Annotated in this window: 18 protein-coding genes; 8 read left to right on the top strand and 10 right to left on the bottom strand. The window is 47.2% G+C overall.

Annotated features, from left to right (window positions below; translation table 11 throughout):
* Positions 1-10: 10 nt before the first annotated feature.
* The 4 genes from GGR07_RS10540 to GGR07_RS10555 form a co-directional block, all read right to left on the bottom strand.
* Positions 11-2,044 carry a RagB/SusD family nutrient uptake outer membrane protein gene (locus GGR07_RS10540; protein ID WP_021644765.1) on the bottom strand — a complete coding sequence of 678 codons (2,034 nt, stop codon included), beginning with the start codon at positions 2,042-2,044 and terminating at the stop codon, positions 11-13.
* Positions 2,045-2,059: 15 nt separating this feature from the next.
* Positions 2,060-5,152: a SusC/RagA family TonB-linked outer membrane protein gene (locus GGR07_RS10545; protein WP_034543870.1), complete on the bottom strand. Its 3,093-nt coding sequence runs from the start codon at positions 5,150-5,152 to the stop codon at positions 2,060-2,062.
* A 10-nt stretch (positions 5,153-5,162) separates the two neighbouring features.
* Positions 5,163-6,632 carry an NHL repeat protein gene (locus tag GGR07_RS10550; protein ID WP_021644763.1) on the bottom strand — a complete coding sequence of 490 codons (1,470 nt, stop codon included), beginning with the start codon at positions 6,630-6,632 and terminating at the stop codon, positions 5,163-5,165.
* Positions 6,633-7,123: 491 nt separating this feature from the next.
* Entirely contained in the window at positions 7,124-8,062 is a 939-nt protein-coding gene (locus GGR07_RS10555; protein WP_021644762.1) for a tyrosine-type recombinase/integrase, read from the bottom strand.
* Between the two features lie 151 nt (positions 8,063-8,213).
* Here GGR07_RS10555 and GGR07_RS10560 point away from each other — a divergent pair, with 151 nt between their 5' ends.
* The 6 genes from GGR07_RS10560 to GGR07_RS10585 all read left to right on the top strand — a co-directional run bounded on the left by GGR07_RS10560 (position 8,214) and on the right by GGR07_RS10585 (position 16,148).
* Positions 8,214-9,515: a Na+/H+ antiporter NhaC family protein gene (locus GGR07_RS10560; RefSeq protein ID WP_122056613.1), complete on the top strand. Its 1,302-nt coding sequence runs from the start codon at positions 8,214-8,216 to the stop codon at positions 9,513-9,515.
* A 115-nt stretch (positions 9,516-9,630) separates the two neighbouring features.
* A complete protein-coding gene (locus GGR07_RS10565; protein ID WP_021644760.1) occupies positions 9,631-10,185 on the top strand; it encodes a 30S ribosomal protein S16 in 555 nt (184 codons plus the stop codon).
* Between the two features lie 351 nt (positions 10,186-10,536).
* Positions 10,537-11,127, top strand: coding sequence for a hypothetical protein (locus tag GGR07_RS10570; RefSeq protein WP_147298155.1), 591 nt, complete (start codon positions 10,537-10,539; stop codon positions 11,125-11,127).
* Positions 11,128-11,220: 93 nt separating this feature from the next.
* Positions 11,221-11,910, top strand: a complete 690-nt coding sequence (locus tag GGR07_RS10575; protein ID WP_122056614.1) for a DNA alkylation repair protein — start codon at positions 11,221-11,223, stop codon at positions 11,908-11,910.
* Between the two features lie 91 nt (positions 11,911-12,001).
* Entirely contained in the window at positions 12,002-13,105 is a 1,104-nt protein-coding gene (locus GGR07_RS10580; protein WP_034543623.1) for a TlpA disulfide reductase family protein, read from the top strand.
* A gap of 313 nt (positions 13,106-13,418) precedes the next feature.
* Positions 13,419-16,148 (top strand): cation-translocating P-type ATPase, encoded by a 2,730-nt coding sequence (locus tag GGR07_RS10585; protein ID WP_034543624.1) that lies wholly within the window; start codon positions 13,419-13,421, stop codon positions 16,146-16,148.
* Positions 16,149-16,467: 319 nt separating this feature from the next.
* On the opposite strand, the gene GGR07_RS10590 is transcribed toward GGR07_RS10585, so the two are convergent.
* Together GGR07_RS10590 and GGR07_RS10595 are read right to left on the bottom strand one after the other, a co-directional pair.
* Complete coding sequence (locus GGR07_RS10590) at positions 16,468-17,712, bottom strand: outer membrane beta-barrel protein (protein WP_034543625.1); 1,245 nt, start codon at positions 17,710-17,712, stop codon at positions 16,468-16,470.
* Positions 17,713-17,723: 11 nt separating this feature from the next.
* Entirely contained in the window at positions 17,724-18,272 is a 549-nt protein-coding gene (locus GGR07_RS10595; RefSeq protein WP_021646234.1) for an RNA polymerase sigma factor, read from the bottom strand.
* Positions 18,273-18,530: 258 nt separating this feature from the next.
* Between GGR07_RS10595 and GGR07_RS10600 the strand changes: the two genes are divergently transcribed.
* Complete coding sequence (locus GGR07_RS10600; protein WP_021646237.1) at positions 18,531-19,241, top strand: NigD1/NigD2 family lipoprotein; 711 nt, start codon at positions 18,531-18,533, stop codon at positions 19,239-19,241.
* Between the two features lie 725 nt (positions 19,242-19,966).
* On the opposite strand, the gene GGR07_RS10605 is transcribed toward GGR07_RS10600, so the two are convergent.
* Together GGR07_RS10605 and GGR07_RS10610 are read right to left on the bottom strand one after the other, a co-directional pair.
* The gene (locus GGR07_RS10605) at positions 19,967-20,647 is read right to left on the bottom strand and encodes an MIP family channel protein (protein WP_021646240.1); all 681 of its coding nucleotides are present in this window, start codon (positions 20,645-20,647) and stop codon (positions 19,967-19,969) included.
* Between the two features lie 169 nt (positions 20,648-20,816).
* Entirely contained in the window at positions 20,817-21,743 is a 927-nt protein-coding gene (locus GGR07_RS10610) for a hydrogen peroxide-inducible genes activator (RefSeq protein ID WP_021646241.1), read from the bottom strand.
* A gap of 137 nt (positions 21,744-21,880) precedes the next feature.
* On the opposite strand from GGR07_RS10610, the gene GGR07_RS10615 reads away from it, so the two are divergent.
* A complete protein-coding gene (locus GGR07_RS10615; protein ID WP_021646242.1) occupies positions 21,881-22,357 on the top strand; it encodes a Dps family protein in 477 nt (158 codons plus the stop codon).
* Positions 22,358-23,126: 769 nt separating this feature from the next.
* On the opposite strand, the gene GGR07_RS10620 is transcribed toward GGR07_RS10615, so the two are convergent.
* Both GGR07_RS10620 and rlmB read right to left on the bottom strand, forming a co-directional pair.
* Entirely contained in the window at positions 23,127-24,842 is a 1,716-nt protein-coding gene (locus GGR07_RS10620; RefSeq protein ID WP_122056720.1) for a serine protease, read from the bottom strand.
* A 2-nt stretch (positions 24,843-24,844) separates the two neighbouring features.
* A complete protein-coding gene (rlmB, locus tag GGR07_RS10625; RefSeq protein ID WP_034543635.1) occupies positions 24,845-25,567 on the bottom strand; it encodes a 23S rRNA (guanosine(2251)-2'-O)-methyltransferase RlmB in 723 nt (240 codons plus the stop codon).
* Between the last annotated feature and the right edge of the window lie 12 nt (positions 25,568-25,579).

The following is a 25,579-nucleotide window of genomic DNA, read 5'->3' on the forward strand; positions in this document are numbered from 1 at the left end:
TTAAAATAAATTATCTTTCCCATCCCGGATTTTGCGCCATGCGAGGCACTTTAATCAACTCATTGTGATGCAGAGGCAGGAACACCATCCTGGGTTTAGACACACGGTCGCGAATATTTTGTTCGTTAATTTGTACGAGATTCCAAAAACCTATATTTCCATTCTGGTCGGTACGGTCTCTGTTTACATCAAGTCCTTTCCAGTTTTCCGACTGTGAATCGTCAAGGAAAGTACCCCAACGACGTGTATCGAAGTATCGGTATCCTTCATTGAAAAGTTCCACTTGACGTTCGTTACGGATAACTTTCTCGAAAGCGTCCCTGTCGGCAAGAACAGCTTCGCTGACCGTGGGCAGACCTACGCGATAACGAATTTGACTGAAATATCTGTTCATTTCAGCAATATCTCTGGTCACTGTCACAGGTTTCAGCTCACCTGTAATGTCATGCACCTCAACGGTCTCACTGCCTTGGATGTTGTTCATGGCCTCAATGTACTCCAAAAGGACTTCAGCATAGCGGATGATAGCGAATGGCTTCACCATCACCGTGGTACCGTTCACCTTTGCATAAGAATCGTCCGGATGAATATATTTTACCGGCACATATCCCGTAATACAATAATCGTTCGGGTTGTTTCCGGCGCCGGCCTTACCCGCTTCCTGATCATCATTCGAATACCAGAACTGTTTGTTAATAAAAGCCTTATCCGCACTGGCGGTATTCATCTCCCAATAACGTCCCGGGAAACCGATAGAAGCATAAAAACGCGCCGAACGGTTTTCGTACATCTTCGGGACTCCAGCCATCAATTGATAAGTTCCCAATACTTTCGTAGTCGGAGTCACTTGCGTCAAATCGGAAACATATTCTTCAGACTCATTTACCGTCTTACCGTCATTCATAAGGAAGCAATCGACTACTCTTTGCGGAACAGACATACCGCCCCATCCCTGATACTTTACAGGGAATGAATGACGCGTGTATCCTCTTACATTACCTGACGATTCTACCGCCCAAATAAACTCTTTGTTTACCTTAGGCATACTTTCGCCCGTAAACATATCGGCATAAGAATGGAACGGATCAATATTTCCGGCACCATCGGGAAAAGTTCCTGTAGGCACACTCGGGTGTAAAGGATACGGATTTGTTTTGTCTTTTTCTACCGTATGCAATTCATAATAGCCCATATCGATAACCTGCTTGGCTGCCGCTGCCGCAACCGCCCAGCGCTTGGGATCGTACTCCTGATTCACATAATACACTTGATCGCTTTCTCTCAACCAATTGCCGAAACATCTTTTGGCAGAAGCTCCTCCATTAAACGTAGGTGATGCCTGGAACAAACGCAAACGCGCAATCAGTGCCAAAGCCGCTCCTTTGGTGGGGCGCTCGAAAAAGTTCAACGATTGTTGTTGAGGACCCAGCATTCCTTTCAACGACAGTGCAAACTCATTACATATATAATCGATCGATTCATCGTAAGTACTACGTTCCCTATCATAGTATTCGGCAGGTTTATCGGTAGTAATAATCTCATCACCCACAATGAGACAAGGGCCCCAGTTCATCAGCAGGTGATAATAAGCATATCCTCGAATGAAATGCACATAAGCTTTGTATTCCCGTTTGTCTCCGTCGGTCATATCTTGCACATTCTCCACATTGACCAACATCTTATTGCAACGAGCGATAACCCGATACATATCATCCCACAATCCCCAGTTGGGAATATAATTCTCATTAATATTTCCCACAGAGAATTGCGCTCCCCAAAACTCCGAGGTCTGCCATTTTACGGTAATCTCGTCCGATGCTGTTTGCCCGGGATTCCAAGAACTTCCCCAAATCTTTCCCGGATCGGGAAACGCTGAGGGCGTATTCCACAAATAACCTTCGGCATTGGCCTGGCTGTGAAAAATAGAGTCTTCTTTGAATGTAGCCTCAAAGTAGCGATCTACATCTAAAAAATTACACGAAGTCAGCAGCATTGAGCCGAATATCGCTACCCCGGTAATATATGTCAATATCTTCTTTTTCATATATAAATATCTGTATTAAAATTTGAGATAAACCTGGAATGTATACGTAGTGGGAATCGGATAAGCAGCCCCATTGTAAGAAGCCTGTTCCGGGTCGAAATACTTCACTTTATCTATCGTAAATATATTATTGGTAACAAACTCTAAATCGATTCCAGAAAGCCCCATCTTCTTGATCCAAGGCTTAGCATGCAATTTATAACGAAGACTCAACTCTTGGAAACGAAGATAAGATCCGTTGCGTTTCCAGAAAGTAGACAATTGAGAGTTATTGGCATTGCCTCCATAAGATAAACGCGGGAATTCTGCGTTCGGATTCTCAGTATCCGTTGTTCCCGAATACCATGCCGGCGTCCAGCGGTTTTTGGGGTTATTGGCCAATTTGATGACATTACCCAACTCTCCGTTGTAGAACGGAATCCAACCGGCATCATTACCTCCAAAACCGGAACGGTAATACTCAACTTTCGCAGCTCCTTTGAACAAAACAGCTACGGTCAGATCCTTATAGTTGAAATCCACGCCAAATCCATACATCACACGGGGAACTTGATTGCCATAAGACAAAGGCACCTTATCATCGGCAGTAATTCTGCCATCGCCGTTTACATCGCGATACTTGATGTCACCCGGACGGACACGTCCGAACGAGCTTTGCTGATCAGGACTTGTATTGATTTCTTCTTTGCTCTTGAACAACCCTTCTGCAATGTAACCTCGTATCAAACCATAAGGTTTGTTGGTTACACTCAAATAGTCATAAGGAAGTTTGTTTTCCTCAAAATAATCTACAATATTCTGTGAGAACGTGTAGTTGGCGCGTAACGTAAAATTCATTTTCTTATTTATCTCATGGAAATATGAAATATTACCGTCCGAACCGTAACTGTGCATACGTCCCACATTGGATTTCGGGAAAGTAACCATACCTACATAGCGAGGCAAAGTAACTCTATCCTGGAAGATATGATCGCGTTCGTCGCGGAAGAAGTCTACCGTCACAGAAAGCTTATCTTTGAAAAATTTCGTATCGATACCCAGATTCGCTTTTTTGGCAACTTCCCATGTCAAATTATCGGCTCCGGTTTGTTTTTCTCTGATTCCGCGACCTACATATCCCCAATATACCGGAGCGTGATGGTCTATCAAAGTCAAATAAGGGAATCTTCCGCCACCGATTTGGTCGTTACCTGCCAATCCGTAAGAAGCGCGTATTTTAAAGAAGCTCAACCATGGCATGTTTTTGTTCACCCACTTGTAAGCCGTAGGCACCCAACCCACAGCAATTGAGGGGAAGAAACCGAAACGATCTCCTTTTTTAAATTGGGCAGAACCGGTATAACCAAAGTTTCCGTCGATAAAATAGCAGTTATTGTATCCGTAAGAAAGACGTCCGGACAAGTTCTGACGACGTTGAGGTATTGCGTTAATTCCCAATACGTCGGTACCCCAATTGGAACCTTGAGCATCCTCCATGTAATAAAAAAGAAGCGCGCCCACATTATGGTTGCCGAAAGAACGGTTATAATCTGCTTTAGACTCCATATAATACTTCCGGTAAGTAACAGTATTCGAGAAGTAAGCCATATCCTGCTGTTTGTGACGCAAAGTTTTAATCAAAGTACCCTGAGAAGTACGTCCCGAAGCACGATACAAGTTCGGGCTGATGAACCGACGTTCGTTAAAATTCCCCACATGCTCAGTCATGGCCTGTGCCGACAAAGTCAATCCTTTGAGTGCGCCGGTGAATTGTTGCGACAATTTAAGCGTAAGCACGTTCCGGTTATTATCTTGAGACCGGTATCCCGTATGGTTCAACATTACATAAGGAGAGATCAAGTCATCCCTACCGTATGTAGGCATTGTTCCATCGGAATAAACAACCGGAAACATTAACGGGTTAAGCAAACGAACGGCGTTCCACACATCTTGCGTGCTTTGTCCACCGGGAGTAGTGTAATTTGAAATATGCCCATCGACACCGAAATAAAGTTTTGTATTTTTGGTCAGATTCATATCGATATTGGCACGATAAGTCAATCTCCGATAAGCCAGCGGCTCATCAAAAATATTTTCTTCCTGACGATAAGCGGCCCCTTCGTCCTGATATCCCAGAGAAAGGAAATAAGTAGCGATATCTCCACCGCCACGGGCACTGACGTAATAGTTTTGTTGCCAGGAGTTACGCTTCATGATTTCATCGGTCCAATTCACATCCGGATACAAATCCTTATCCAAACCGGATCTTATCAAGTCGAGTTGCAAGGTAGTATAGAGGTCTTCTTGTCCGGACATGGCACGCGCTTCGTTGGCAAGCAATGCATAGTCGTAAGCACCCAAATACTCAGGCAAGCGTTTGATGTGAGACATTTTCACAGTAGCGCGACCGGTAATGTTCAACTTGTCTTTTCCACCGCGCTTGGTAGTTACAAGCACAACACCGTTCGCTCCGCGTACACCGTAAACGGCTGTAGCCGAAGCGTCTTTCAAGATACTGAATGATTCCACATCATCCGGGTCGATATCGTTAAGATTTCCTTCCAGTCCGTCGATAAGCACCAAAGCACCGCCTCCGGCACCAAAGGTACTGATACCGCGAATCCAGAAGTTCGAAAGATTCTTTCCCGGCTCACCCGAAGTCTGCATGGTGATAACACCTGCCAACCGACCACCGATCATGTTGCTCAGTGAAGTGGCGGGAGTCTTAATCTGACTGACATCCAGTGAAGAGATGGCTCCTACCACTGAAACTTTCTTCTGTGAACTCAAACCGGTGATAACTACTTCTTCAAGACTTTCTGAGTCCTCGGTCAACACAATTTTCAGTTTAGGCATATCTTTATTGATAAGAGTTTCCACCGATTTCATACCAACCGATTGTACCACCAAAACCGCATTAGCGTCTACTCTGATTTTAAATTTACCGTCTAAATCGGAAACAGTTCCTTTTCCGGGCATGTTTTTCACATAAACAGTAGCACCGGGAAACGGTTCGCCCGAATCATCTACAACAATACCCGATACTGTAAATTGTTTCTTATCCTGGCTATATGCATCTAGCGGCGATAAGACCAACATGCATAATATAAATAATATATAGTTTCTCATACTTTAAAGATTACTCAATGGATAATTTACGAATTACTCTGTTATACGTATCTGCCACGTATACAGTCTGTCCATCTTGGCTGACCGCTACTCCAAAAGGGAAATTGAATTTTGCGATATCCGGACCTCCATCCTGATGGCCTTTGGAACCGGGTATACCGATGGCTGTAGTCACAGTCGCTTTATCCTGCGGAAGCGTTGTATCGATAGTACGTATGCAACAATTGCCGGAGTCGGCGATATACAGTTTCCCGTCTTTCGTAAAGCAGATCTGACGAGGGTATTTGAATTTTGCATTCTTGAGCAATCCGTCTTCCCAACCTTTACCGGCAACGATTCCTTCCCAGCATGCTTTTCCGGCATAGGGTTCGCCGTGGTATTCGTTAATGTCTTTACCTTCCAACTGGTCGATATCCACAGTCCAAATCTCGTGCTTATCAGCCAGGCAGATAAAAAGCTTGTTTGTTTCAATCGGACTAAAGCTTATGTATGTGTCTCCTCCCCCATGCACTCCGATACTTTTCAACAGCACTTCCGTACGTCTTGTTTTCGGGTTGATACGCACCAACTGACCGTTATACATCACAGTATAAAGTTGCTTGTCATTCTTATTCACCACAAAGCTATACTTCCAGTTTCTCGTATCGATCTCCGGATATTGCTCATTCTTCAGCGCAAGCAATTTACGGGGTTGATAATCCAATGCTTTGGCCATAGCCAGATAATGCATCCCCAAATCTGCCGGCACATATACCGTCTCCAATCCTTTCTCATCGGAAAAGGCCGGAGCATTGGGGCGTTCTATCTGATTCTCGGAAAGGAGAACTACATCCTTTCTCGTCAACGAAGCCTTCAAAACATTACCGCTTGAATTGTTTCCATCGGTTTTCTTACAATAAATATCACCGCCTTTTTCCGCGCTACCCGAGTCGAACGTACGCTCGACAATAAAGATGTTGTCTTCATCGTCCAAGCAGATAAATCCCGGAGCCGACAAAGTCGTTGTATTTAAATCCGCGGCTTTAGTTGGCTGAGGATTCGTAGACACCTGCCCTATCACAGTAGTCACCGAAGTTTGAGTCTTGTAAATAAAAGGATGGGAAGACTTGCCCGAATATACTTCTTCTTTTCCGGGCATCTTCCGTTCTACAACTAAATCAATGTTACGCTTGTAAGTAAGTCCGGAAGGGACATACACATAAAGTTTCTCACCGTTAGACGAAACCAGACCGCCTTTACGCCTTACTTGGTCTTCGTCAACAAAATACACACTCAGTCCGGTTGTGTCCGCACCGAAGTTTTTCCCCTCAATAATCATAGGGGTCGCAATTCCTCCCGAGTCGGGATAAAAATCTTCAATAACAATGTCCTGATTGGGGTTAAAGGCTGTACCGCCGCCTGAATCTTTTTTGTCGGAACAAGACATGACCCAACAGCAGATGTAAACTGCCCCCAGCAGTTTCAGTGTTGTGTTTCTCATTTTAACGTGTTTTTAAAAATTAGTGAATAGATAAAATAGTTTTTCTCACTTATAAGAGAATCGAGTGTTTTATTTTAATGTATCAATTTTGTTTTATAATCAGTAAAATGCTAATTTTCTCATTGTGTTTATGAATTGGTTCAATCATATTTAGATTCCAGGTCATATTTAGATTCCAAGTCCGTTACTTTGTAGGTAACGGGAAACCTTTGCCCGAACCGTATTAAAGCATCTATTATGGAAAAACTCTTAAGAAAGTCGACAACTATTTTACCCCTGCTTCCGGACGGCGGCAGAGGGGAGGGGACCCTTTCTCAAAGAATAAAGAAAATTAATGGGTACCTAAAATAAAAAGTCACATTGATTTACTTGTTCTGTTCTTTTTTTTATCGTTAATCTGAAAAAAAAGAATTTTATTTGTTTTTTGAAAGAAAAATACTCATATTTGCACCCAATATTTTCCCGTTACCTACAAAGTAACAGACAAAAAATCAGACTACTAATCCATATCCTGAACGTTTTACAAAATCGACTACCCTTCTGTTGGCTTCATCAATTTTCTTGTTTCTGAAAGGTTTCAAATAAGTTTCCGTCACCGTAATGGAAGAATGCCCCATGGCTTCGGAAATGATGCCGGGGTGTATCTCGCAATAGTAAGCCGTGGTGGCCCATGTGTGGCGGGCGGTGTACGAACTAAGCCGGTCGGCAAGGCCGAGACGCTTACCCAATAATGCCAGACGGTAGTTGAAGCTGCGCAATGCCAGCTGATACTCGCGATATGCCTCGCGACTGCCTTCCCGGCTCCGAAGAATCGGAAAAAGGTAGGGGCTGTGGGGGTTGCAGTCTTTGTGCTTTTTCAGCAGCAGCATGGCTTCGGGAGTGAGCGTGACCGACAGGGAGCGACCGGTCTTGCGGCGGCGGTAGGTGATAACATTACCCCGCAAATCGCTTTTGCGCAGATAGGCCAAATCGACAAACGGCAAGCCGCGAAGCAGGAACATGAGCGCGAAAAGCTCTTGCGCGCGCTTCAACGGCGGGGGTACGGAACTTTCCCGGGGAAGGCTGCCGAGCACTTTGCGCATCTCGTCGCCGTCGAGGGCCTTGCGGCGGTCGGCGCGGGTACCGGTGTAGACCGAACGGAACAGGCGGGGCACGTGCTCAGCCTTGCCACGGTCCACCGCACGGTTGTAGACGGCACGCAACGTGCGCAGATAGGTGGATACGGTGTTCCAACTGCAACCGCGGGCACGAAGATAAACTTCGAAACCTTTAAGCCATTCCGGAGTGATATCCACAAAACGTAGCAAATCATCTCCATGAAAACCAAGAACAGCATTCAGGCTGCTGCGATAAACATGGGCTGTACCCAGATTGCCGGAATCTTGAAGCTCACCGACCACATCTCTCATGAAAAAAATAAAGTTGCTCATAAACTATAAAATTCACTTATATAACCTTTAATGAGGTAACAAAATTACTTAAACATCAATTATCAATTGAAATATTTAAATTAATTTACAACACTACTTACCTATCTCTTTATTAACTTTGTGTCTTTAAATAAAAACAATCTTATTCCTTATGACTAATGAAACAAGAAAAAACAGTCGCGCCGGAAACTGGTGGGCGCTGAGTCCGTTGCTCGTATTTCTTTGCTTGTATCTGGTAACTTCGCTTATCATCAACGACTTTTACAAAGTTCCCATCACTGTGGCCTTCCTGATTTCGTCGTGTTATGCCATCGTCATCACACGGGGATTGAAGCCGGAGCAGCGAATCTATCAGTTCTCGGTGGGAGCTTCGAACAAGAATATCATGCTGATGATCTGGATTTTCATCCTTGCCGGGGCTTTCGCGCAGAGCGCCAAGCAGATGGGAGCTATCGACGCCACAGTGAATCTGACATTGCACTTTCTCCCGGACAATCTGTTGCTGGCGGGCATATTTATCGCCGCATGCTTCATCTCCCTGTCTATCGGAACCAGCGTGGGAACAATAGTCGCCCTGACGCCCGTTGCCGCAGGACTGGCGGAAAAGACCGGCATCGATCTTGCGTTTATGGTAGCGATTGTCGTCGGCGGCTCGTTTTTCGGCGACAACCTGTCGTTCATATCCGACACTACGATTGCTTCGACGAAAACGCAGGAGTGCGTGATGCGCGACAAGTTTCGCGTAAACTCCATGATTGTAGTCCCGGCGGCTCTTATCGTACTGGCGATATACGTCTTTCAGGGGCTGTCTGTCACCGCTCCGGCGCATACGCAAACGATAGAATGGGTCAAAGTGATTCCGTATATCACCGTTCTGGGCACGGCAATCGCAGGGGTAAACGTGATGATCGTACTTCTCGTGGGAGCCATCATGAGCGGCATCATCGGCATATCCACCGGCAGTCTCGACCTCTTCGGATGGTTCGGCGCGATGGGAGAAGGCATCACCGGGATGGGCGAGCTCATCATCATCACCCTGCTGGCGGGAGGAATGCTCGAAACCATCCGCTACAACGGGGGGATAGACTTTATCATCGAACGGCTGACACGACGTGTAAACGGGAAGCGGGGAGCCGAGTTGAGCATTGCCGCGCTGGTCGGTATCGCCAATCTGTGCACTGCAAACAACACCATCGCCATTATCACAACCGGCCCGATAGCGAAAGACATTGCCCGCAGGTTCCATCTCGACAGAAGAAAAACGGCCAGCATACTCGATACGTTCTCGTGTCTGATACAGGGCATCATCCCCTACGGAGCGCAGATGTTGATTGCCGCCGGACTGGCAAACATCTCTCCGCTGCACATCATCGGCAACCTTTACTACCCGTTCACAATGGGGATTTTTGCGCTGGGGGCCATTCTGCTGCGATATCCGAGAAAATATTCCTGAAAGAAAAATGACGCGGAAACGCTTGCCGTTCAAAAGAAAAAGCGTATCTTTGCAGCCGCTATTACGAGATAGTAGCATATAATTCAAATCATTAATAAAAAAACATTTATTTAAAATGGCAACTAAAATCAGATTGCAGAGACACGGACGTAAAGGTTACGCGTTTTATTCAATTGTAATTGCAGACAGCAGAGCACCACGTGATGGTAAATTTATTGAGAAGATCGGTACATACAACCCGAATACCGATCCTGCTACGGTAGATTTGAATTTCGACTCTGCACTGGGATGGGTACTGAAAGGCGCACAGCCGACAGACACGGTACGCAACATCCTTTCCCGCGAAGGTGTATACATGAAGAAGCACTTGTTGGGCGGTGTAGCTAAAGGCGCATTCGGAGAAGCAGAAGCAGAAGCTAAGTTCGAGGCTTGGAAAAACAACAAGCAATCGGGTCTGGCCGCGCTGAAAGCAAAGCAAGAAGAAGCCAAGAAAGCAGAGGCTAAAGCACGTTTGGAAGCAGAAAAGAAAGTGAACGAAGCAAAAGCGAAAGCTCTCGCCGAAAAGAAAGCCGCTGAAGAAGCAGAGAAAGCTGCTGCCGAAGCACCTGCCGAAGAAGCAGCAGAAGCACCCGCAGAAGAAGCGCCTGCAACAGAAGCTGCCGCCGAATAAATTCCGGCAAGCTGCTGACAAGGGCTTTGAAAAAAGCATAAATCCTCTCCGGCCAAGCCGAAGGGGATTTTTTATTTATGTCGGGAGTTGAAGCATTATCAGTCGACAGGAATGGTAAAAGACCGTTTCAAACGTTCTTTTCAAGCTGTTCACCGGTTACCTTTGAGTCTGTCTTCCGCCTGACCTGCCTCATTTTATCGGTCACATCGCCCAACATCGTTCTTTACCAAACAGAAAGAGTGCTCCGGGAGCAACCTTCAACAGAACATAAGTGGAGGATGAAGAAAATGCCGACTTCCCGTTTATGAAAAGCATCCTCTCCGCCGGAGGTTCTGCCCGGTGCTATAAACAGTGGCTCCATTCGCTCCCGACAAAAGCTCTGTTTCGATCCGACAGAAGTTCCGTTTTGCCCGGACAGAGCTTCCGTTCAAACTGGACGAAGCATCTGTCTCATTCGAAAGAAGTTGCCGTTCATTCTCCGACAGAAATCCCGTTTTACTCGAAAAAGCTTCGGCTCAAATCAAACGTAACATTCGCCTCATTCGAACGGGATTGCCACCCATTCTCCGACAGAAATTCCATTCTACTCGAAAGTGCTTCGGCTCAAATCAAACGAAGTCTTCGCCTCATTCGAACGGGATTGCCACCCATTCTCCGACAGAAATTCCATTCTACTCGAAAGTGCTTCGGCTCAAATCAAACGTAACATTCGCCTCATTCGAACGGGATTGCCACCCATTCTCCGACAGAAATTCCGTTTTACTCGAAAGAGCTTCGGCTCAAATCAAACGAAGTCTTCGCCTCATTCGAACGGGATTGCCACCCATTCCCGACAGAAATCCCGTTCACCCCGACAATAGTTCTGCCCGTACCCTCCCCGCCTCTTTCCCGACCCGCGCCGCACCCCGAACAACAGGCGAACAAAAGGTTCTCTCCCAATAATCCGCCAAAGTGCTTGGAGCAGAGACGGAGTTTATTTATCTTTGCCGCAACCGGAATTTATTCATACACATCATTTTAAAATCGCCCAAAATCATGACACTAACAGAAATTCGCAAACGGCTGGAAGCATTGGCAGACGAAGAGTACCGGAAATTTCAAGCGGGGCTGCTACCGGGCACAGCAAACATTGTGGGCGTACGCATTCCGCAGTTGAGGAAGCTGGCTCAGGAGTTAGCCCGACTGACAGACTGGAGAATGTTTGCAGACCGCCCCGACACGAGATACTACGAAGAAACGATGCTGCAAGGACTCGTGATAGGAAAAGCGAAAATGGACTTCAACGAACGGAAAGAGTATATCCGCCGCTTTGTTCCCCGTATCGACAACTGGGCGGTATGCGACACCTTTTGCTCGGAGCTGAAGCGCACGGTAAAGAAAGAACCGGAAGCGATGTGGCAATTCATACAGCCTTACCTGCGCTCGTCCGAAGAGTTTGAAGTGCGGTTCGGAGTGGTGATGCTGTTTCATTTCACCGACCCGGAACACATCGACCAACTGCTCGCTTACGCCGGCGGATTCGCGCACGAAGGCTACTACGCCCGCATGGCAATGGCATGGCTGCTGTCCGTCTGCTTCGTCAAGTTCCCCGAAAAGACGATGAAACAGCTTCAAAACAAGAGCTTTTTAGACGACCAGACTTACAATAAAACCTTGCAAAAGATTGTCGAATCATTGCGAATACCCGCCGCCACAAAAAAGCAAATCCGAAGCATGAAGCGGTAAAAAGCGGAATATGACACGCATCCGGCCAAACAGAATGAGAAATTATACTATATTTGTAACCTACATTTATTCACCAATTAACGAACAAAAGATGAAAAAACTAACTTACTTAGCCATCACGGCTGCCGCTCTGACCATCGCAGCCTGTACCGGCGAAAACAAAAACGGATATGTGATAACCGGTTCCGTAGAAGGCGCCGCCGACGGCGACACCGTGTACTTGCAGGAAGCGAACGGGCGTGAATTGGTCAAAATCGACACCGCCATCATCCGAAACGGCACGTTTACTTTCAAAGGGCAGCAAGATTCCGCCGTAAACCGTTACCTCACTTGCCAGGTAAAGAACCAACCCTTGTTGATGGACTTCTTTCTCGAGAACGGAAAAATCAAAGTCGAATTGGGAAAAGAGAACGACTCCGCCACCGGTACTCCGTCTAACGACGCTTATCAGGAAATCAGAGAAAAGATCGACGGAATCGGCAAAAAGACAAACCAAATATTCAATATGCTGGGCGACACACTGCTGACCGACGAACAACGGGAGGCCAAACTGAAAGAAGCGGAACAACTGGAAGCGGAATACAGCGCCGCTCTCAAAGCAGCCGTGAAAAAGAATATCGGCAATGCAGTGGGAATACATCTGTTTAAAAGAACTTTCTACGAAAATTCGGTCGACGAGAACGACGCTTTGCTGCAACAAATACCCGCCAACTTCCAAAGCGACGAGGCAATCGTCAAGATTAAGGAGATGACCGAGAAACAAAAGAGGACAGCCGTAGGCACAAAGTTTATCGACTTCGAAATGAAAACGCCCGAAGGGAAAGCCGTTAAACTGTCGGACTATGCAGGCAAAGGTAAAGTGGTGCTGGTAGATTTCTGGGCAAGCTGGTGCGGACCCTGCCGCCGCGAAATGCCTAACCTCGTGGAAGCCTATGCCAAATACAAAGGCAAGAATTTCGAAATCGTAGGCGTATCGCTCGATCAGGATGCAGAAGCATGGAAAGAGTCTATCAAGAGCCTGAAAATGACTTGGCCGCAAATGTCAGACCTGAAACTTTGGCAAAACGAAGGTGCACAGCTCTATGCCGTAAACAGCATCCCGCACACCGTACTGATAGACGGCGAAGGCACTATCATCGCACGCGGCCTGCATGGAGACGGCTTGACAGAGAAACTGGCGGAGGTCGTGAAGTGAAAAAACATACAACGGCACTCATCCCAAACCAAACTCCAGACGGTTGCTAACCGAATTCTCTTGGATGCTGCCTTATTAAAATCTCTTAATATGGCAGCACCCATCAGAACCGTCAACCTCTCTGCAATGTTACAAAGGCATAGATGGCAGGCAATCCAAACCGAAACACAATAAAACTCATTCATTGAGAAAGAGAAACGTTCAGGTTGCAACCTGAAAAAATGACCGCATCATCTACGGATTCCAATAGAGATTCTTCATAGATATCAAGGGGAAGGAGATATTATTAAATAACTATAAACACTAAATGCACATGAAACATCAACAAAAAATATCTGCTGAGCATTGGCAAGCATTCGATAAAACGAAAATCTTTAATGAACTAAAAACCTCCGATAGTGGATTGACTCAGGAAGAAGCAAGCAAAAGGCTGGCATTTTACGGGCAAAACAAACTGCCCGAAAGCAAAAGGGTCACGCTCATGCAGATAATTCTCCACCAATTGCTGAACCCCTTAATATTCATTCTTGTAGCGGCTGCAATAGCATCTATTACCATAGGAGAAGAGAAAGATGCCGTCTTTATCCTCTTGGTTATTCTCATCAACAGCGCATTGGGAACATTTCAGGAATACAATGCCGAAAAGAGCGCAAGCAGCCTGCAGCAGTTAATGAAAATTAAGGCAAGGGTAAAAAGAGACGGCATTGAAAAGGAAGTAGACTCCGAAGAGTTAGTTCCCGGAGATATCGTATGGCTTGAATCAGGAATAAAAGTGCCGGCGGATATGCGATTGCTCGAAGTATCGGGACTGGAAATAGATGAAAGCTTTCTGACGGGAGAATCTATAGCCGCCAAAAAGCAAACAGGCCTATTGGAAGAAAATATCGGTGTTGCCGAAAGAACCAATATGGCTTTTGCCGGAGCCACAGTGATGAAAGGGAGAGGTATGGGCGTAGTAGTCTGCACAGGAATTGACACCCAAGTAGGGATTATTTCGCAAAATGTCGCCGAATCCGCGTCTGCCAAACCGCCATTGATGCAGCGCATGGAAAAATTCATAAAACAAATCAGCTTCTTCATCATTGCCTTAAGCGTCATATTAGCGATTATACTCCGCTCACAAGGAATGGATATAACGGCAATATTCTTTTTCGTGGTAGCATTGGCAGTTTCCGCAATACCCGAAGGCCTGCCCGTGGCCCTAACGGTAGCCCTATCAATAGCTACCAAACGAATGGCAAAACGCAATGTAATTGTGCGCAAGCTGACATCCGTTGAAAGCCTGGGCAGCTGTACGGTAATAGCAAGCGATAAAACCGGCACGCTTACCGTAAACGAGCAAACGGCCAAAGTGATCATTCTACCGGATAGAAGTGAATATGATATCACAGGAGAAGGCTATAATGGAAAAGGAAAAATCAACGAAGCGGATAAGGGAGTAAATAATTCATCCGAAAATACCGAAATATCAAAGCTCCTTCATATAGCTTGTTTCGCAAATGAAGGTTCGCTCACTGAAGAAAACGGGAAATGGAAATACCATGGAGATGCAATGGATGTAGCTTTGCTCGGCTTATGTTACAAAGGAGGCAAGAATCCCGAAGAGTGGAAAAAAGAAAAAAAAGTTGTCGCTCAGATTCCTTATGAGTCGGAGCGTAAATTCTCCGCATCATTCTATGAAGCTAACGATTCCATAAAGATAGATGCCAAAGGAGCCGTAGAAACCATACTCGGCTTCTGCGACTCTATGTCCATCAATAATCAAGTTACTGAAATAGACAAAACCGCAATAGCGGCAGAAGCCCAAAGACTGGCAAAAGACGGATACAGGGTATTGGCATTTGCCAGCGGCGAATGTCTTGACTTTGTCAAGAAGGAAATTTATGAAAATAAAGATATTCCCCCTCTTGTATTTTACGGGCTGGTAGGCTTTATCGACCCGCTGAGGCCAGAAGCAAAAAAGTCGATAGCAGAGTGCAAGACTGCCGGTATAAAAGTAATCATGATTACCGGAGATCATCCTGAAACCGCCGGAACCATCGCGCGCCAATTAGGTATAGCAGATGAAAACACTAAAGTCATAACAGGACAAATGTTGGCCGAGTCAGGCGCGCCCGACAGCCCTGCATTCGAAGACTTAGTATCTTCAACCACTGTTTTTGCAAGAGTGGCCCCGACGCAAAAGCTTGAAATTGTAGATGTATTGATTCGTGAAGGAGAATTCGTAGCAGTAACAGGAGACGGTGTGAATGATGCCCCTGCTCTCAAACGTGCGAATATCGGAGTTGCAATGGGGTCGGGTACTGACGTAGCTAAAGAAGTAGGCTCAATGATTGTTTTGGACGACAACTTTTCATCTATCGTTTCGGGTGTCGAAGAAGGAAGGTTTGCTTATGATAATGTACGCAAAGTAATATACTTGCTGATTTCTACGGGAGCAGCCGAGATCATTCTCTTTCTTGCATCAATTTTCGCCGGTTTGCCTTTACCGCTTCTTGCCGTACAACTGTTATGGCTAAACTTGGTAACCAACGGCATTCAAGATGTGGCCCTCGCTTTCGAAGGCGGTGAGCCGGATGCAATGAAACGGCCTCCCCGCAAACCTTCTGAGAAGATATTCAACTCACAGATGATCAGCCAAACCATTGTATCTGGGGCAACCATGGGGCTAATCGTCTTTGGATTGTGGTTTTATCTGAACAAATACACAGAAATGGATGAAGTTCATGCACGCGACCTGATATTGTTGCTCATGGTATTTATGCAGAACTTCCATGTGTTCAACTGTCGGTCCGAAAGAGTATCGACTTTCAGAGTTCCAATAAAAAGGAATATTATCCTTGTGTTCGGAGTGATCGCAGCACAAGCCATTCATATATTAAGCATGCAGATCCCTCTGATGCAAAACATCTTACGCATAGAGCCCATCCATCTCAATGAGTGGATATATATACTGCTGTTGGCTATTCCGATGTTATTAGTCATGGAGATATTCAAATTTCTTCGCAGGAAGCATGAAAAAAGAAAGCCGATAAGGTTCTAACGTAAAAACAAAAGTACCGACTCCCGCCGGTACTCAAAAACGACCGTGAGGCATTATAACATGAACCGGCCACATCACAAAAAAAGGGGGGGGTGTCGTAATAAGCGATTCACCCTCTTTTTGTCAGCTACAAAATAATTGGTTAGCTTTCTTCAAGCTGCGATATTCTGAAGATTTCCTCGATTAATGTGTTCCCGACACCTAAAAAGAGTAACAATAAGGTCATCACACATCTTTGCAGGCACTACCCTCCCCCGCAAGACGCTTAACGAGGACCTTCCGGCATATCTGCCGCGACGCCGCAGTCATCTCCTCCCCCTTAATATGTCAACCGGACGCCTGCCCGGACGGTAAAGTTGAACGGATTCTCCTTCCGGATGGTTTGCACTTCCGAACCGTCGTCGAAGAAGTAAGAGACACCGGGCTCTACATAGAAGCCCAGCCGCTTCGTGGCGTTCAGTTGAGCCCCCACAGCACCCGATACGGAGAACTGCAACGGTTTCACCGTCTCTTTTTCACTTCCCAGTTTCCCGTAAACACATTTCTCTGCCATGCCTCCACCCGACAGATAGAGCGTGAAGCGTTCCTTGTCGAGAAAATTCCAGTTGGCACGCACGGGTATGCCGAGATAATGCAGTGTCTGCTGCAATTTATGTCCAGTGTCCGCTTGTTTCGCTTCCGACGAAAGGAACGTGTAGTTCAGCCCCGTTTCGACGGAAAAGCCGCTTCCCAGATTCTTGCGGACGGATATTCCCACAGAGACAGGCTGGCGATGCTTGATCTCGGTCAGTTCTTTCGACTGGCGAAAATAGGGAACTCCCTCGTCGAAAACTAGTTTCTTATCATCCGGCACATCCATCAAGCCATCGGATAAGGTCACCGTATTGACACGGGTCATGTAAACGGGGCCATCCCCCGATCCGGCATACGCTCCGGCAGAATTGCCCACGGAAAGTGCGAGAGCCCATCCGCCGCCGGCTTTCAAACCCTTTTTCGAGGATACATACCGCTTCTCTTTAGGCGACCGGCGCGGCGGGCGAGTACGTATCTCTCCGCCTTCCTCAGGTTCATGCCTGCTTTCTCTTTCGATGGGATCGGACGCAGGAGGCGTTTCTTCCCCCTTTTCTTTTTCTCTCTCGCCCGCCTCTTCCTCTTTACGAACAACAGACTCCACCACCATGCCCGTTTCACCGGCTTTCGCCATCCTGTCTTTCGGGACGATTGCGACGGGACGGACAGCCGGTCCGACAGTGACATGCTTTCCTTCCACCGGATCGGTACCGGGAACTTCTACCGGCAACGAGGTCAGTCCCGGATCGGGAGCACGGAGGATATCATCCGCATCCGGAATACTCAGAAAGTACAAACTCACGGAAGATATGACAGCCAGCAAGATAACTGCAGCCACAGCAAGCATCCGCTTACGGTAAAAGTATATTTTCCTGCCGGCAGCAGAGGGTAAGAGTTCCTTTTCCAGTTGTTCCCAACCGGAGGCAGGAAGCGGCTCGGAATGATTCTCGAGCTTCTCTTTCAGCTTCTTTACCCATAAATCAGTCTCTTTCATCACTATTCTGTCTATCGGTTGATCGTTAACCATTCTTTTATTCTCTTCGCCAGCACTCCCTTCGCCCTGAAGAGTTGGGAAGCCGAAGATTTCTCATTAATTCCCAGTATCTGCGCTATTTCCTTGTGTGATTTTTCTTCAAAAATATATAGGTTGAACACTGTGCGGTATCCCGCAGGCAGTTCGCGAACAAATTGCATCAACACGGTTTCGGGAATCACGTCCACGTCGGATTCCTCCGGTTCTTCATAATCGTCGGGCAGCCTTTCCAACGAGTCCGACCGGTTTATTGCATCGTTTTTGCGAAGATATTGCAAGGCTGTATTTACAAAAACGCGCTCCATCCATGCCCTCAGAGAGCCTTCTCCACGCCATGAGAACTTGTCAAAAGAGGAAAAAATCTTCAGAAAACCGTCGTGAAGAAGATCCTGAGCAGTATCCCGGTCGCCGGCATAACGCAGGCAGACGCTGAACATGCGTCCTGCATATTGCTCGTATAATACCTTGCGGGCACGGTTATTCCCCTGTCTGCATTGATCCGACAACTCTAATTCTTCCATTCTGTTAAGCACGTGTTCGACTTATAAATACCACAAAGATAAAAATACTGCACGGAGAACGGAATTTTTTCCGGCTTTTGTTTCTTTAACAAAATGGAGATGCAGTATTCGTCCAAAACCTACATTTCTTTGGTACGGAGCAGCGAAAATCTGCCAGCATCCCGTCCGGCATTCTTCAACGAAAATTGCGGAAAGCGCTCTCTGCTTTACGAAATGGATGAATGAAACAGACACTCGTTAAAACTAAAAAAGCATATTATGAAAAAGCTGAAAATTATCACCTTTATTCTTGCCTTGTCAGGACTTGCGCCATTCTTGCAGTCTTGCTTAGGCGACGACGATAACCGTCGAGAGAAACTCCTCATCTGTACAATCAATGTATCCGACGCGGAAAAAAATCGATTCTATCTAACTCAGGACAACGGGCAGACTCTATTCCCGTCAGACATCAGATATCTGGGAAATTATAAGCCTGTGGACGGGCAACGCGCCTTTGTCACATGCAACTTTCTGGATGAAAAAGCGGCAGGATACGATTACAACATCCGGATACTCAAGATTGTAAACATTTTAACAAAAGATATAAAAAAGCTGAACAAAGAGAATGAGGCGGAGATAGGCGACGATAAAATCAACCAAACCTACATGTGGATCTCTAAAGACCGGAAGTATCTGACGATCGAGTATCAATTTTACGGGACATACCGGAAGGACAAAAAACATCTTTTGAATCTGGTAATCAATGAAAAGAAGAAAGACATAACATCCAGTGCCATAAAAGACTACATCGAACTGGAGTTTCGCCACAACGCTCACGGAGATACTTCGGGCGAGGCAATCAACGGATATGTATCTTTCAAGCTCAATGAAATTAAAGATCAGATGAAAGGGAAAAAGGGTCTGAAGATACGCGTCAATACCATTTACAACGGCGAAAAGACCTACGAGGTAAACTTTCCGCCTTCATAATAATTAAACTGAAAAGCTCCGTATAAAAGCCGGATCAGGCCAGAAAAAGGCACTGTCGCTCTAAGCAACCGTCTTGTTTCGCCCTAAACTTTACTGTTCCACGAACGAGCAAGCCCGATTGCCGCTACAAGCAACCGTCTTGTTTTGCTCTAAATTTTTCATCTCCGTTCCTGCTGCACATGTGCATGCAAACGAGATGTCCTGTTTTTTTGCCAAGTCTGCACCAGTACCGATAAGCTCACCTGCCGAGGCGATGCAAACAGTCGGCATCCGCTTCTCTTCTCACACGGCAGTCAACCCGCTGCGACATAAACGTTCGCTGGAGGCAAGCAGAGGCTCTGTTTCTCCTCAACGGCAGCTTTATTTCATTCCGACAAAGGCTTTGTTTCATCGAAAAGCAACCGCTTGTCTCACCCGAAGAAACACTTCGGCTTATCGGGATGAAGCACGCGCTCTTCTGGGAAGAGTGCTTCGGTTTATCAGAATAGAAATGGTTGAAACACCGTGGGCGATAAAAAATAAATGAACCGGAGCTTCCGGCCGGGCGTTCTCGGCCTATGAATAATGTAAACAAATCCCGGCGGAGACTTGCTTCCAGAGCACGCCGATCTCTCTTCCGACCGGACATAAGTTCAGACGGCCCTCTCCGCACTTCATAGGTGAAGATTGAGCCGTCTGTTGCTCATTTCCTTTTCAGGACTGATAAAAAACCTACCGCGAAGGGGTTATTCCTTGCCACCCAGATAATTCCATACCAGAGCGCTGAAAGCGGCTCCGACAAACGGGGCTACGATAAACAGCCACAACTGCGATAGCGCGGCTCCCCCTTGGAATAAAGCCGGACCGATGCTGCGGGCGGGATTTACGGAAGTGCCTGTAATGGGAATACACACGATGTGTATCAGCACCAGACTCAGACCAATGGCAAGCCCCGCCAGAGAGCCTGCCCCGTTCTTCGAAGAGGTAGCTCCCAAGACCACTAATACAAAGATAAAAGTAAACACCGCTTCGGCGATAAAGGCCTGCAACATTTCACCGTCTCCGAAACCATTTGCTCCCGTGGCAGTGGGGCCGTCGTATGCTCCGGTAGATATCAGCGCGAACAAAACAGCCGATCCGATAATGGCGCCAATGACTTGGAAAAGCATGTACATACCCGCTTCTTTCCCGTTCATACGTCCCGACAGAAAAACTCCCAAAGTAATAGCCGGATTAATGTGGCATCCCGAAACACTGCCGATGGCATAAGCCATAGCCACCACCGAAAGGCCGAAAGCCAGCGCGACACCTATTGTTCCGACACCGGCACCCACTGTTCCTGCAACACTTCCTGCGAAAACTGCGCTACCGCAACCCATTAGAACGAGCACCATCGTCCCGATCATTTCTGCAATGTACTTTTTCATAACTATTGAATTAAAATATTAATACACAACTCAAAGATAGGATTTCCGCACCAGAAATCAAAGTTTTTCATCGCTTTTTAAATCGGTCTGCCCTGCTTTCTCCTGCAATAAACACTCTTTTTCAGGTTCACCGGCCGCCATTTCTCCTCAAATACCGCGCATCCCCCTCCTACAACAGATACTGGGCACTCTTCAACGAAAGCATCTCTTTCGGCACGGCGGCGAGTATCTCTTCTTTCAGCACGGCAAGCAGACTGAAGCGTATAAAGTCTTTACCGGTGACCAAGACGATTTCGCGCGTGGGACGGGGGATGGCAAACGGACGCACCAACTCGCTCTGCCCGCCGGTCAGTTGCATCAAAGCCAGTTCGGGGATAAACGTGATTCCTTTGCCACTCTCTACCATCCGCATGAAAGTTTCCATGCTCCCCAGACGGTAGGCCATCTGGCTTACCTTCACCGCTTCCATGCGACAAAACCTCACCAACTGGTCGCGGAAGCAATGCCCTTCGTCCAATAGCCACAAACGCTCGCCCGTCACGTCTGCCGTGCGGATGAGATCTTTCTTAAACAACGCCTCACTGCGCGAAACATAAACATAGAACTGCTCGTAGAACAGCGTTTCCTCCCTCAGCATCTGGTCGTCCGACCTGCTGGCGACGATTGCCGCATCGAGTTCGCCGGCATGCAGCGCCTGCAAGATATCGTGCGTTTTCATTTCCGTCACGCGGATGTCCAGCTCCGGATATTTCTCTATCAATTGAGGAAAAAAACGGGGAAGCAGATAGGGAGAAATCGTAGGTAGCACGCCCAAGCGGAAAATGCCAGATACGGTCTGCTTCTCCTCGCTGATTATCTCTTTCACGTGCGCCGCCTGAGACAGCACGATACGTGCCTGCCCGATTACTTTCTCCCCCACGGCTGTGGGGCATACAGGCTGAACCGCTCTGTCGAACAACTTCACTCCCAACTCCTCTTCGAGCTTCTGGATCATTGCGCTCAAAGTGGGCTGCGTCACCCGGCAATGCTCGGCGGCACGTGCAAAATGGCGGAAACGGTCGACCGCCAAAACATACTCCAATTGTTGTATCGTCATCTATAAAAAACTGTTTATATATAGAAATATTCTATGCAAAGATAGAAATTTTCAGTTTGACACCAATTACTTTTTCCACTATCTTTGCAGTAACATAAAAAAAGAATAAGTATAAATCATTTAAAAACAATAAGAATATGAAAACATTAGCATTTATCCAATTGACCGAGTCGGAAGCCAACAAAGTAGTAAGCTCTTTGCAGCAGTTATTGGCAGACTTCCAGATTTATTACACCAACCTCCGCGGTTTCCACTGGAACATCCAAGGCCCGGAATTCTTCGTTCTCCACAGCCAGTTTGAGAAAATGTACGACGACGTAGCTGAAAAGGTGGACGAGATCGCCGAACGTATTCTGACATTGGGCGGTACTCCCGCCAGCAAATTCAGCGATTACCTGAAACTGGCAAACATCAACGAAGTAGATAAAGTGACCAACGGAACGGAAGCCTTGCAACACGTACTTCAGTCCATCAGCCTCCTGATCGGTGAAGAGCGCAAAGTGTTGTCAGTAGCTTCTCAAGCGGGCGACGAAGTTACCGTTTCGCTGATGAGCGATTACCTGAAAGAACAGGAAAAGCTGGTTTGGATGCTGACGGCATACAGCAAGAAGTAAAGTCCGAATCACAAGCGAAGTCCGGATAAGGAGCGAACTCAAGTAAGAACGAAGTCCGGGTAAGAAGCAAAAGCCGGAGAACAAGCGAAAACCCGACAATAAGCGAGGTCCGGGTAAAAAGCAAAATCTGGGTGAAAGCAGAACTTCGAACAAAAAGCAAAAGCAGAAACAAAAGGTGAAGACCGGAACATGACTTTCTGCAACCGAATGCGTGCATTTTCATAGAAGTCGATCAGGAGTCTGCGAAGACGTACAATCTGCGACGTGATACCGGAATAAAAACGTATGAAAGACAATCCTGAGCTCCGCATAAAACAGAGAGTACCGTTTTAAACCTGCTTTTACAGGAAAAACGGTACTCTCTGTTCTTTTGATCGAGAGCACACGCACAAAAACTTCCGGTTAAAACTGAACGTTTAAAAGCTGGAAACAGATTGCGGACAGGCTTGTTTTGTTGCCAGTCTAGCCTCTTTCGTTCAATGCTTACAACGAGGATCTGTTACGGACAGGCTTGTTTTATTGCCGGTCTATTCAGTATGCCAGAATATTAGCGACGCTCTGGTGTTGCGAACAGACTACTTATGCTATTGCCGGGTTATACGGTTCCGCCAGAATATTAACGATACTCCGGTGTACGCGCAGACTTATGTTATTGCCACCTTTCCATTACCTTAAGAGCAGATCGGTTTTTCACCAAAATCCATTGTTGAAGCATTTATCGATAACGACCCGTAGCCGCAAGAATAGTTCCGGGCTCGCCCGCAATCCACTATTTGCAGTATTTGCCAATCAAGTCATCCGTGTTCGTATCGCCCAGTTCTTTGGCTTTCTTAAAGTTGGCGCAAGCCTCATCCATGCGCTTCAGCTGCACAAGGCAAACCCCTATCAGACGGTAAGCTTCGGCATACTGGGGTTCCGCCTTCAGCACACGGTTGAGCATCTCTATGGCTTCTTCATAGCGACTTACCCGCAGATTGATTACCGCCTGATCTACTTGATAAGCCAATTCTTTGGGATTCAATTCCACCGCCTTCGCTATATCGTCCAACGCCCGTTGGTACTGACGGGCTTTCATGGCTGCCTGATGGCGGTAATAATAAAAAAGGTCGTTCACAGCGCCGTTCACCGCCTTATGGTATGCGTCGTAATCAGCCAGCGCGTCCCTTCCCCGTTCGGCATTCATGTACATCGCTGCCCGTTCGAGCAGATAAGGAGCCTCATCGGCGGTGACCGGCTGCGGGCAACGGGCAATGCAACTGTCCATCAATGCTATCACTTCTTTCGGATCGGCTTTCAACAACTCTTTCGTTTTTGCAGCGCTAAAGAAAGTGGCGGGCGAAGCAAGATTGCCGGCATTCACCCTCTCGTAGCAGGCCAATGCCCCCGCATAATCCTGTTTTGCAAACAGGATATCCCCTTCCAACTGGACGTAAACAGGCAGATCGTTGATAGCCCGCGCTTCACGCACATTCGCCAGCGCCGTGTCGTATGTCCAGTCTTTATACGTGTTCTCAGGCTTGCCCAACCGGTAGCCATACTGTAGCTTGGCGATGCTGTAATACACATCATCTTTCTTTCCGGCAGTCTTCAACGCCCGTTCTATATCCGCCGAAGCTTTATCGAGCAGCGAGGGGGCGTTCTGCGCGTTTCCCGCATAGTAATTCGCCCGACGCATATAGCCGTCCGCACTGTTGGGATACTGAAGCACAAAATCATCAAGCACCGCCTCATACTCCGGAGCAGAAAGTTGCGTAGACGCCATAAACAGATACACCAACGCCTGCTCCTCCGTGTCGGGCAGTCCCTTGCAGATGCCGATGCTTCTCAGCGTAGCGTCTGCCAATGACAGAGCATTGGTTTTCTGTGCCATCGCAAAGCCTGTCCCTACGGCATAAGACACGGTAGCAGTATCCGCTCCCGATGATTTTTGGGCAATGCCGAACACGCGACCGGCGGCATCGACCACCGGACAGCTCACCATTTTCTCTTTCAAAGGCAGATCCAGCGTATAGTAATGATATTCCCCGCCGACTTTGCTCACCTCTTTCACCTTACCCGAAACACAGGCAATGCTTTTCTGCGTAGAATAAGGAAGCAACCATACAGCCGACCCCTCAGCAGGCATATCCTCTGCCGGTTTCAATGCCGGCACTTTCTTGCCGACAATATCGACGCGGAATTTAACGACATCGTACATGTCATCCGCTCCCAGAATCCGGCCGACGGGCATCTGCTTTCCTTCGGCAGAGATGATAACGGCACGCTCCGCACCTTTGAAAAGTGTGTAGTCGGACAAAGCCAACCCCTCTTCCGATACGAAAAAACCGTTGCCGGTATTCAGGATTTTACCCTCTTTATCGTAAGTCACTACCGAAAAAACCGCTTGTTTCGCCTTTTCCACCCATTTGGGAGTTTGCGCGTGGCTCCCCTCCGTCAAGGAGAGAAGCACAAGAGGCAGCACCAATAACTTTCTCAACTTTATCATAATCATTCCATTCTTTGTTTCACAGCTTCATAAATCAATATACCGGCAGCTACCGATACGTTAAGCGATTCGATACTCCCCAGCACCGGAATCTTCACCCATTCATCGCATAAGGCCAGATTATCGTACGAAACTCCTGTATCCTCCGCTCCCATGATGATGCACAGCGGACCTTTGTAATCAGCTTTCGAGTAGTCGTAGTCGCCTTTTTCGGTGGCAGCCACAATGCGAAATCCGCTATCCTTGAGGTATTGCAAGGTCGTGCGCAGGCTCTGTTCACAACACACGGGAAGCGTATGCAACGCCCCGGCCGAAGTTTTCACGGCATCAGCATTTACCGTCACGCTTCCACGCGCGGGAATAATCACGGCATCCACAGCCGCGCACTCGCAAGTGCGGGCAATAGCTCCGAAATTGCGCACATCGGTCACACCGTCGAGCATCACGAAGAAAGGGTTCTTTCCCTCTTCAAACAAGAACGGCACGAGGTTTTCCGTCTTCTGATACGTCACGGAAGAGATGAAAGCGACCACTCCCTGATGATTTTTCCGGGTGATACGGTTGATGCGCTCCACCGGTACGCGCTGAACGGGAATCAGAGTTCCCTTCAGAGCGGCAAACAGTTCTTTCGACAAATCGCTTTGTATATCCTTCTTTACCAGAATCTTGTCTATCTCTTTTCCCGCCTGAACCGCTTCTATCACGGCACGCACGCCAAATATCATCTGCGGTTCCTC

The sequence above is a fragment of the Bacteroides pyogenes genome (genome assembly GCF_014196225.1).
Classification (GTDB): Bacteria; Bacteroidota; Bacteroidia; order Bacteroidales; family Bacteroidaceae; genus Bacteroides; species Bacteroides pyogenes_A.

Bases quoted from the DNA above. Each gene is read 5' to 3' on its own strand.
- GGR07_RS10545 (WP_034543870.1), bottom strand. From the start codon at position 5,152: ATGAGAAACTATATATTATTTATATTATGCATGTTGGTCTTATCGCCG.
- GGR07_RS10615 (WP_021646242.1), top strand. From the start codon at position 21,881: ATGAAAACATTAGCATTTATCCAATTGACCGAGTCGGAAGCCAACAAA.
- GGR07_RS10610 (WP_021646241.1), bottom strand. From the start codon at position 21,743: ATGACGATACAACAATTGGAGTATGTTTTGGCGGTCGACCGTTTCCGC.
- GGR07_RS10560 (WP_122056613.1), top strand. From the start codon at position 8,214: ATGACTAATGAAACAAGAAAAAACAGTCGCGCCGGAAACTGGTGGGCG.
- GGR07_RS10540 (WP_021644765.1), bottom strand. From the start codon at position 2,044: ATGAAAAAGAAGATATTGACATATATTACCGGGGTAGCGATATTCGGC.
- GGR07_RS10590 (WP_034543625.1), bottom strand. From the start codon at position 17,712: ATGAAAGAGACTGATTTATGGGTAAAGAAGCTGAAAGAGAAGCTCGAG.
- GGR07_RS10580 (WP_034543623.1), top strand. From the start codon at position 12,002: ATGAAAAAACTAACTTACTTAGCCATCACGGCTGCCGCTCTGACCATC.
- GGR07_RS10585 (WP_034543624.1), top strand. From the start codon at position 13,419: ATGAAACATCAACAAAAAATATCTGCTGAGCATTGGCAAGCATTCGAT.
- GGR07_RS10595 (WP_021646234.1), bottom strand. From the start codon at position 18,272: ATGGAAGAATTAGAGTTGTCGGATCAATGCAGACAGGGGAATAACCGT.
- GGR07_RS10550 (WP_021644763.1), bottom strand. From the start codon at position 6,632: ATGAGAAACACAACACTGAAACTGCTGGGGGCAGTTTACATCTGCTGT.
- GGR07_RS10605 (WP_021646240.1), bottom strand. From the start codon at position 20,647: ATGAAAAAGTACATTGCAGAAATGATCGGGACGATGGTGCTCGTTCTA.
- GGR07_RS10620 (WP_122056720.1), bottom strand. From the start codon at position 24,842: ATGATAAAGTTGAGAAAGTTATTGGTGCTGCCTCTTGTGCTTCTCTCC.
- GGR07_RS10565 (WP_021644760.1), top strand. From the start codon at position 9,631: ATGGCAACTAAAATCAGATTGCAGAGACACGGACGTAAAGGTTACGCG.
- GGR07_RS10575 (WP_122056614.1), top strand. From the start codon at position 11,221: ATGACACTAACAGAAATTCGCAAACGGCTGGAAGCATTGGCAGACGAA.
- GGR07_RS10600 (WP_021646237.1), top strand. From the start codon at position 18,531: ATGAAAAAGCTGAAAATTATCACCTTTATTCTTGCCTTGTCAGGACTT.
- GGR07_RS10555 (WP_021644762.1), bottom strand. From the start codon at position 8,062: ATGAGCAACTTTATTTTTTTCATGAGAGATGTGGTCGGTGAGCTTCAA.
- rlmB (WP_034543635.1), bottom strand. From the start codon at position 25,567: ATGATATTTGGCGTGCGTGCCGTGATAGAAGCGGTTCAGGCGGGAAAA.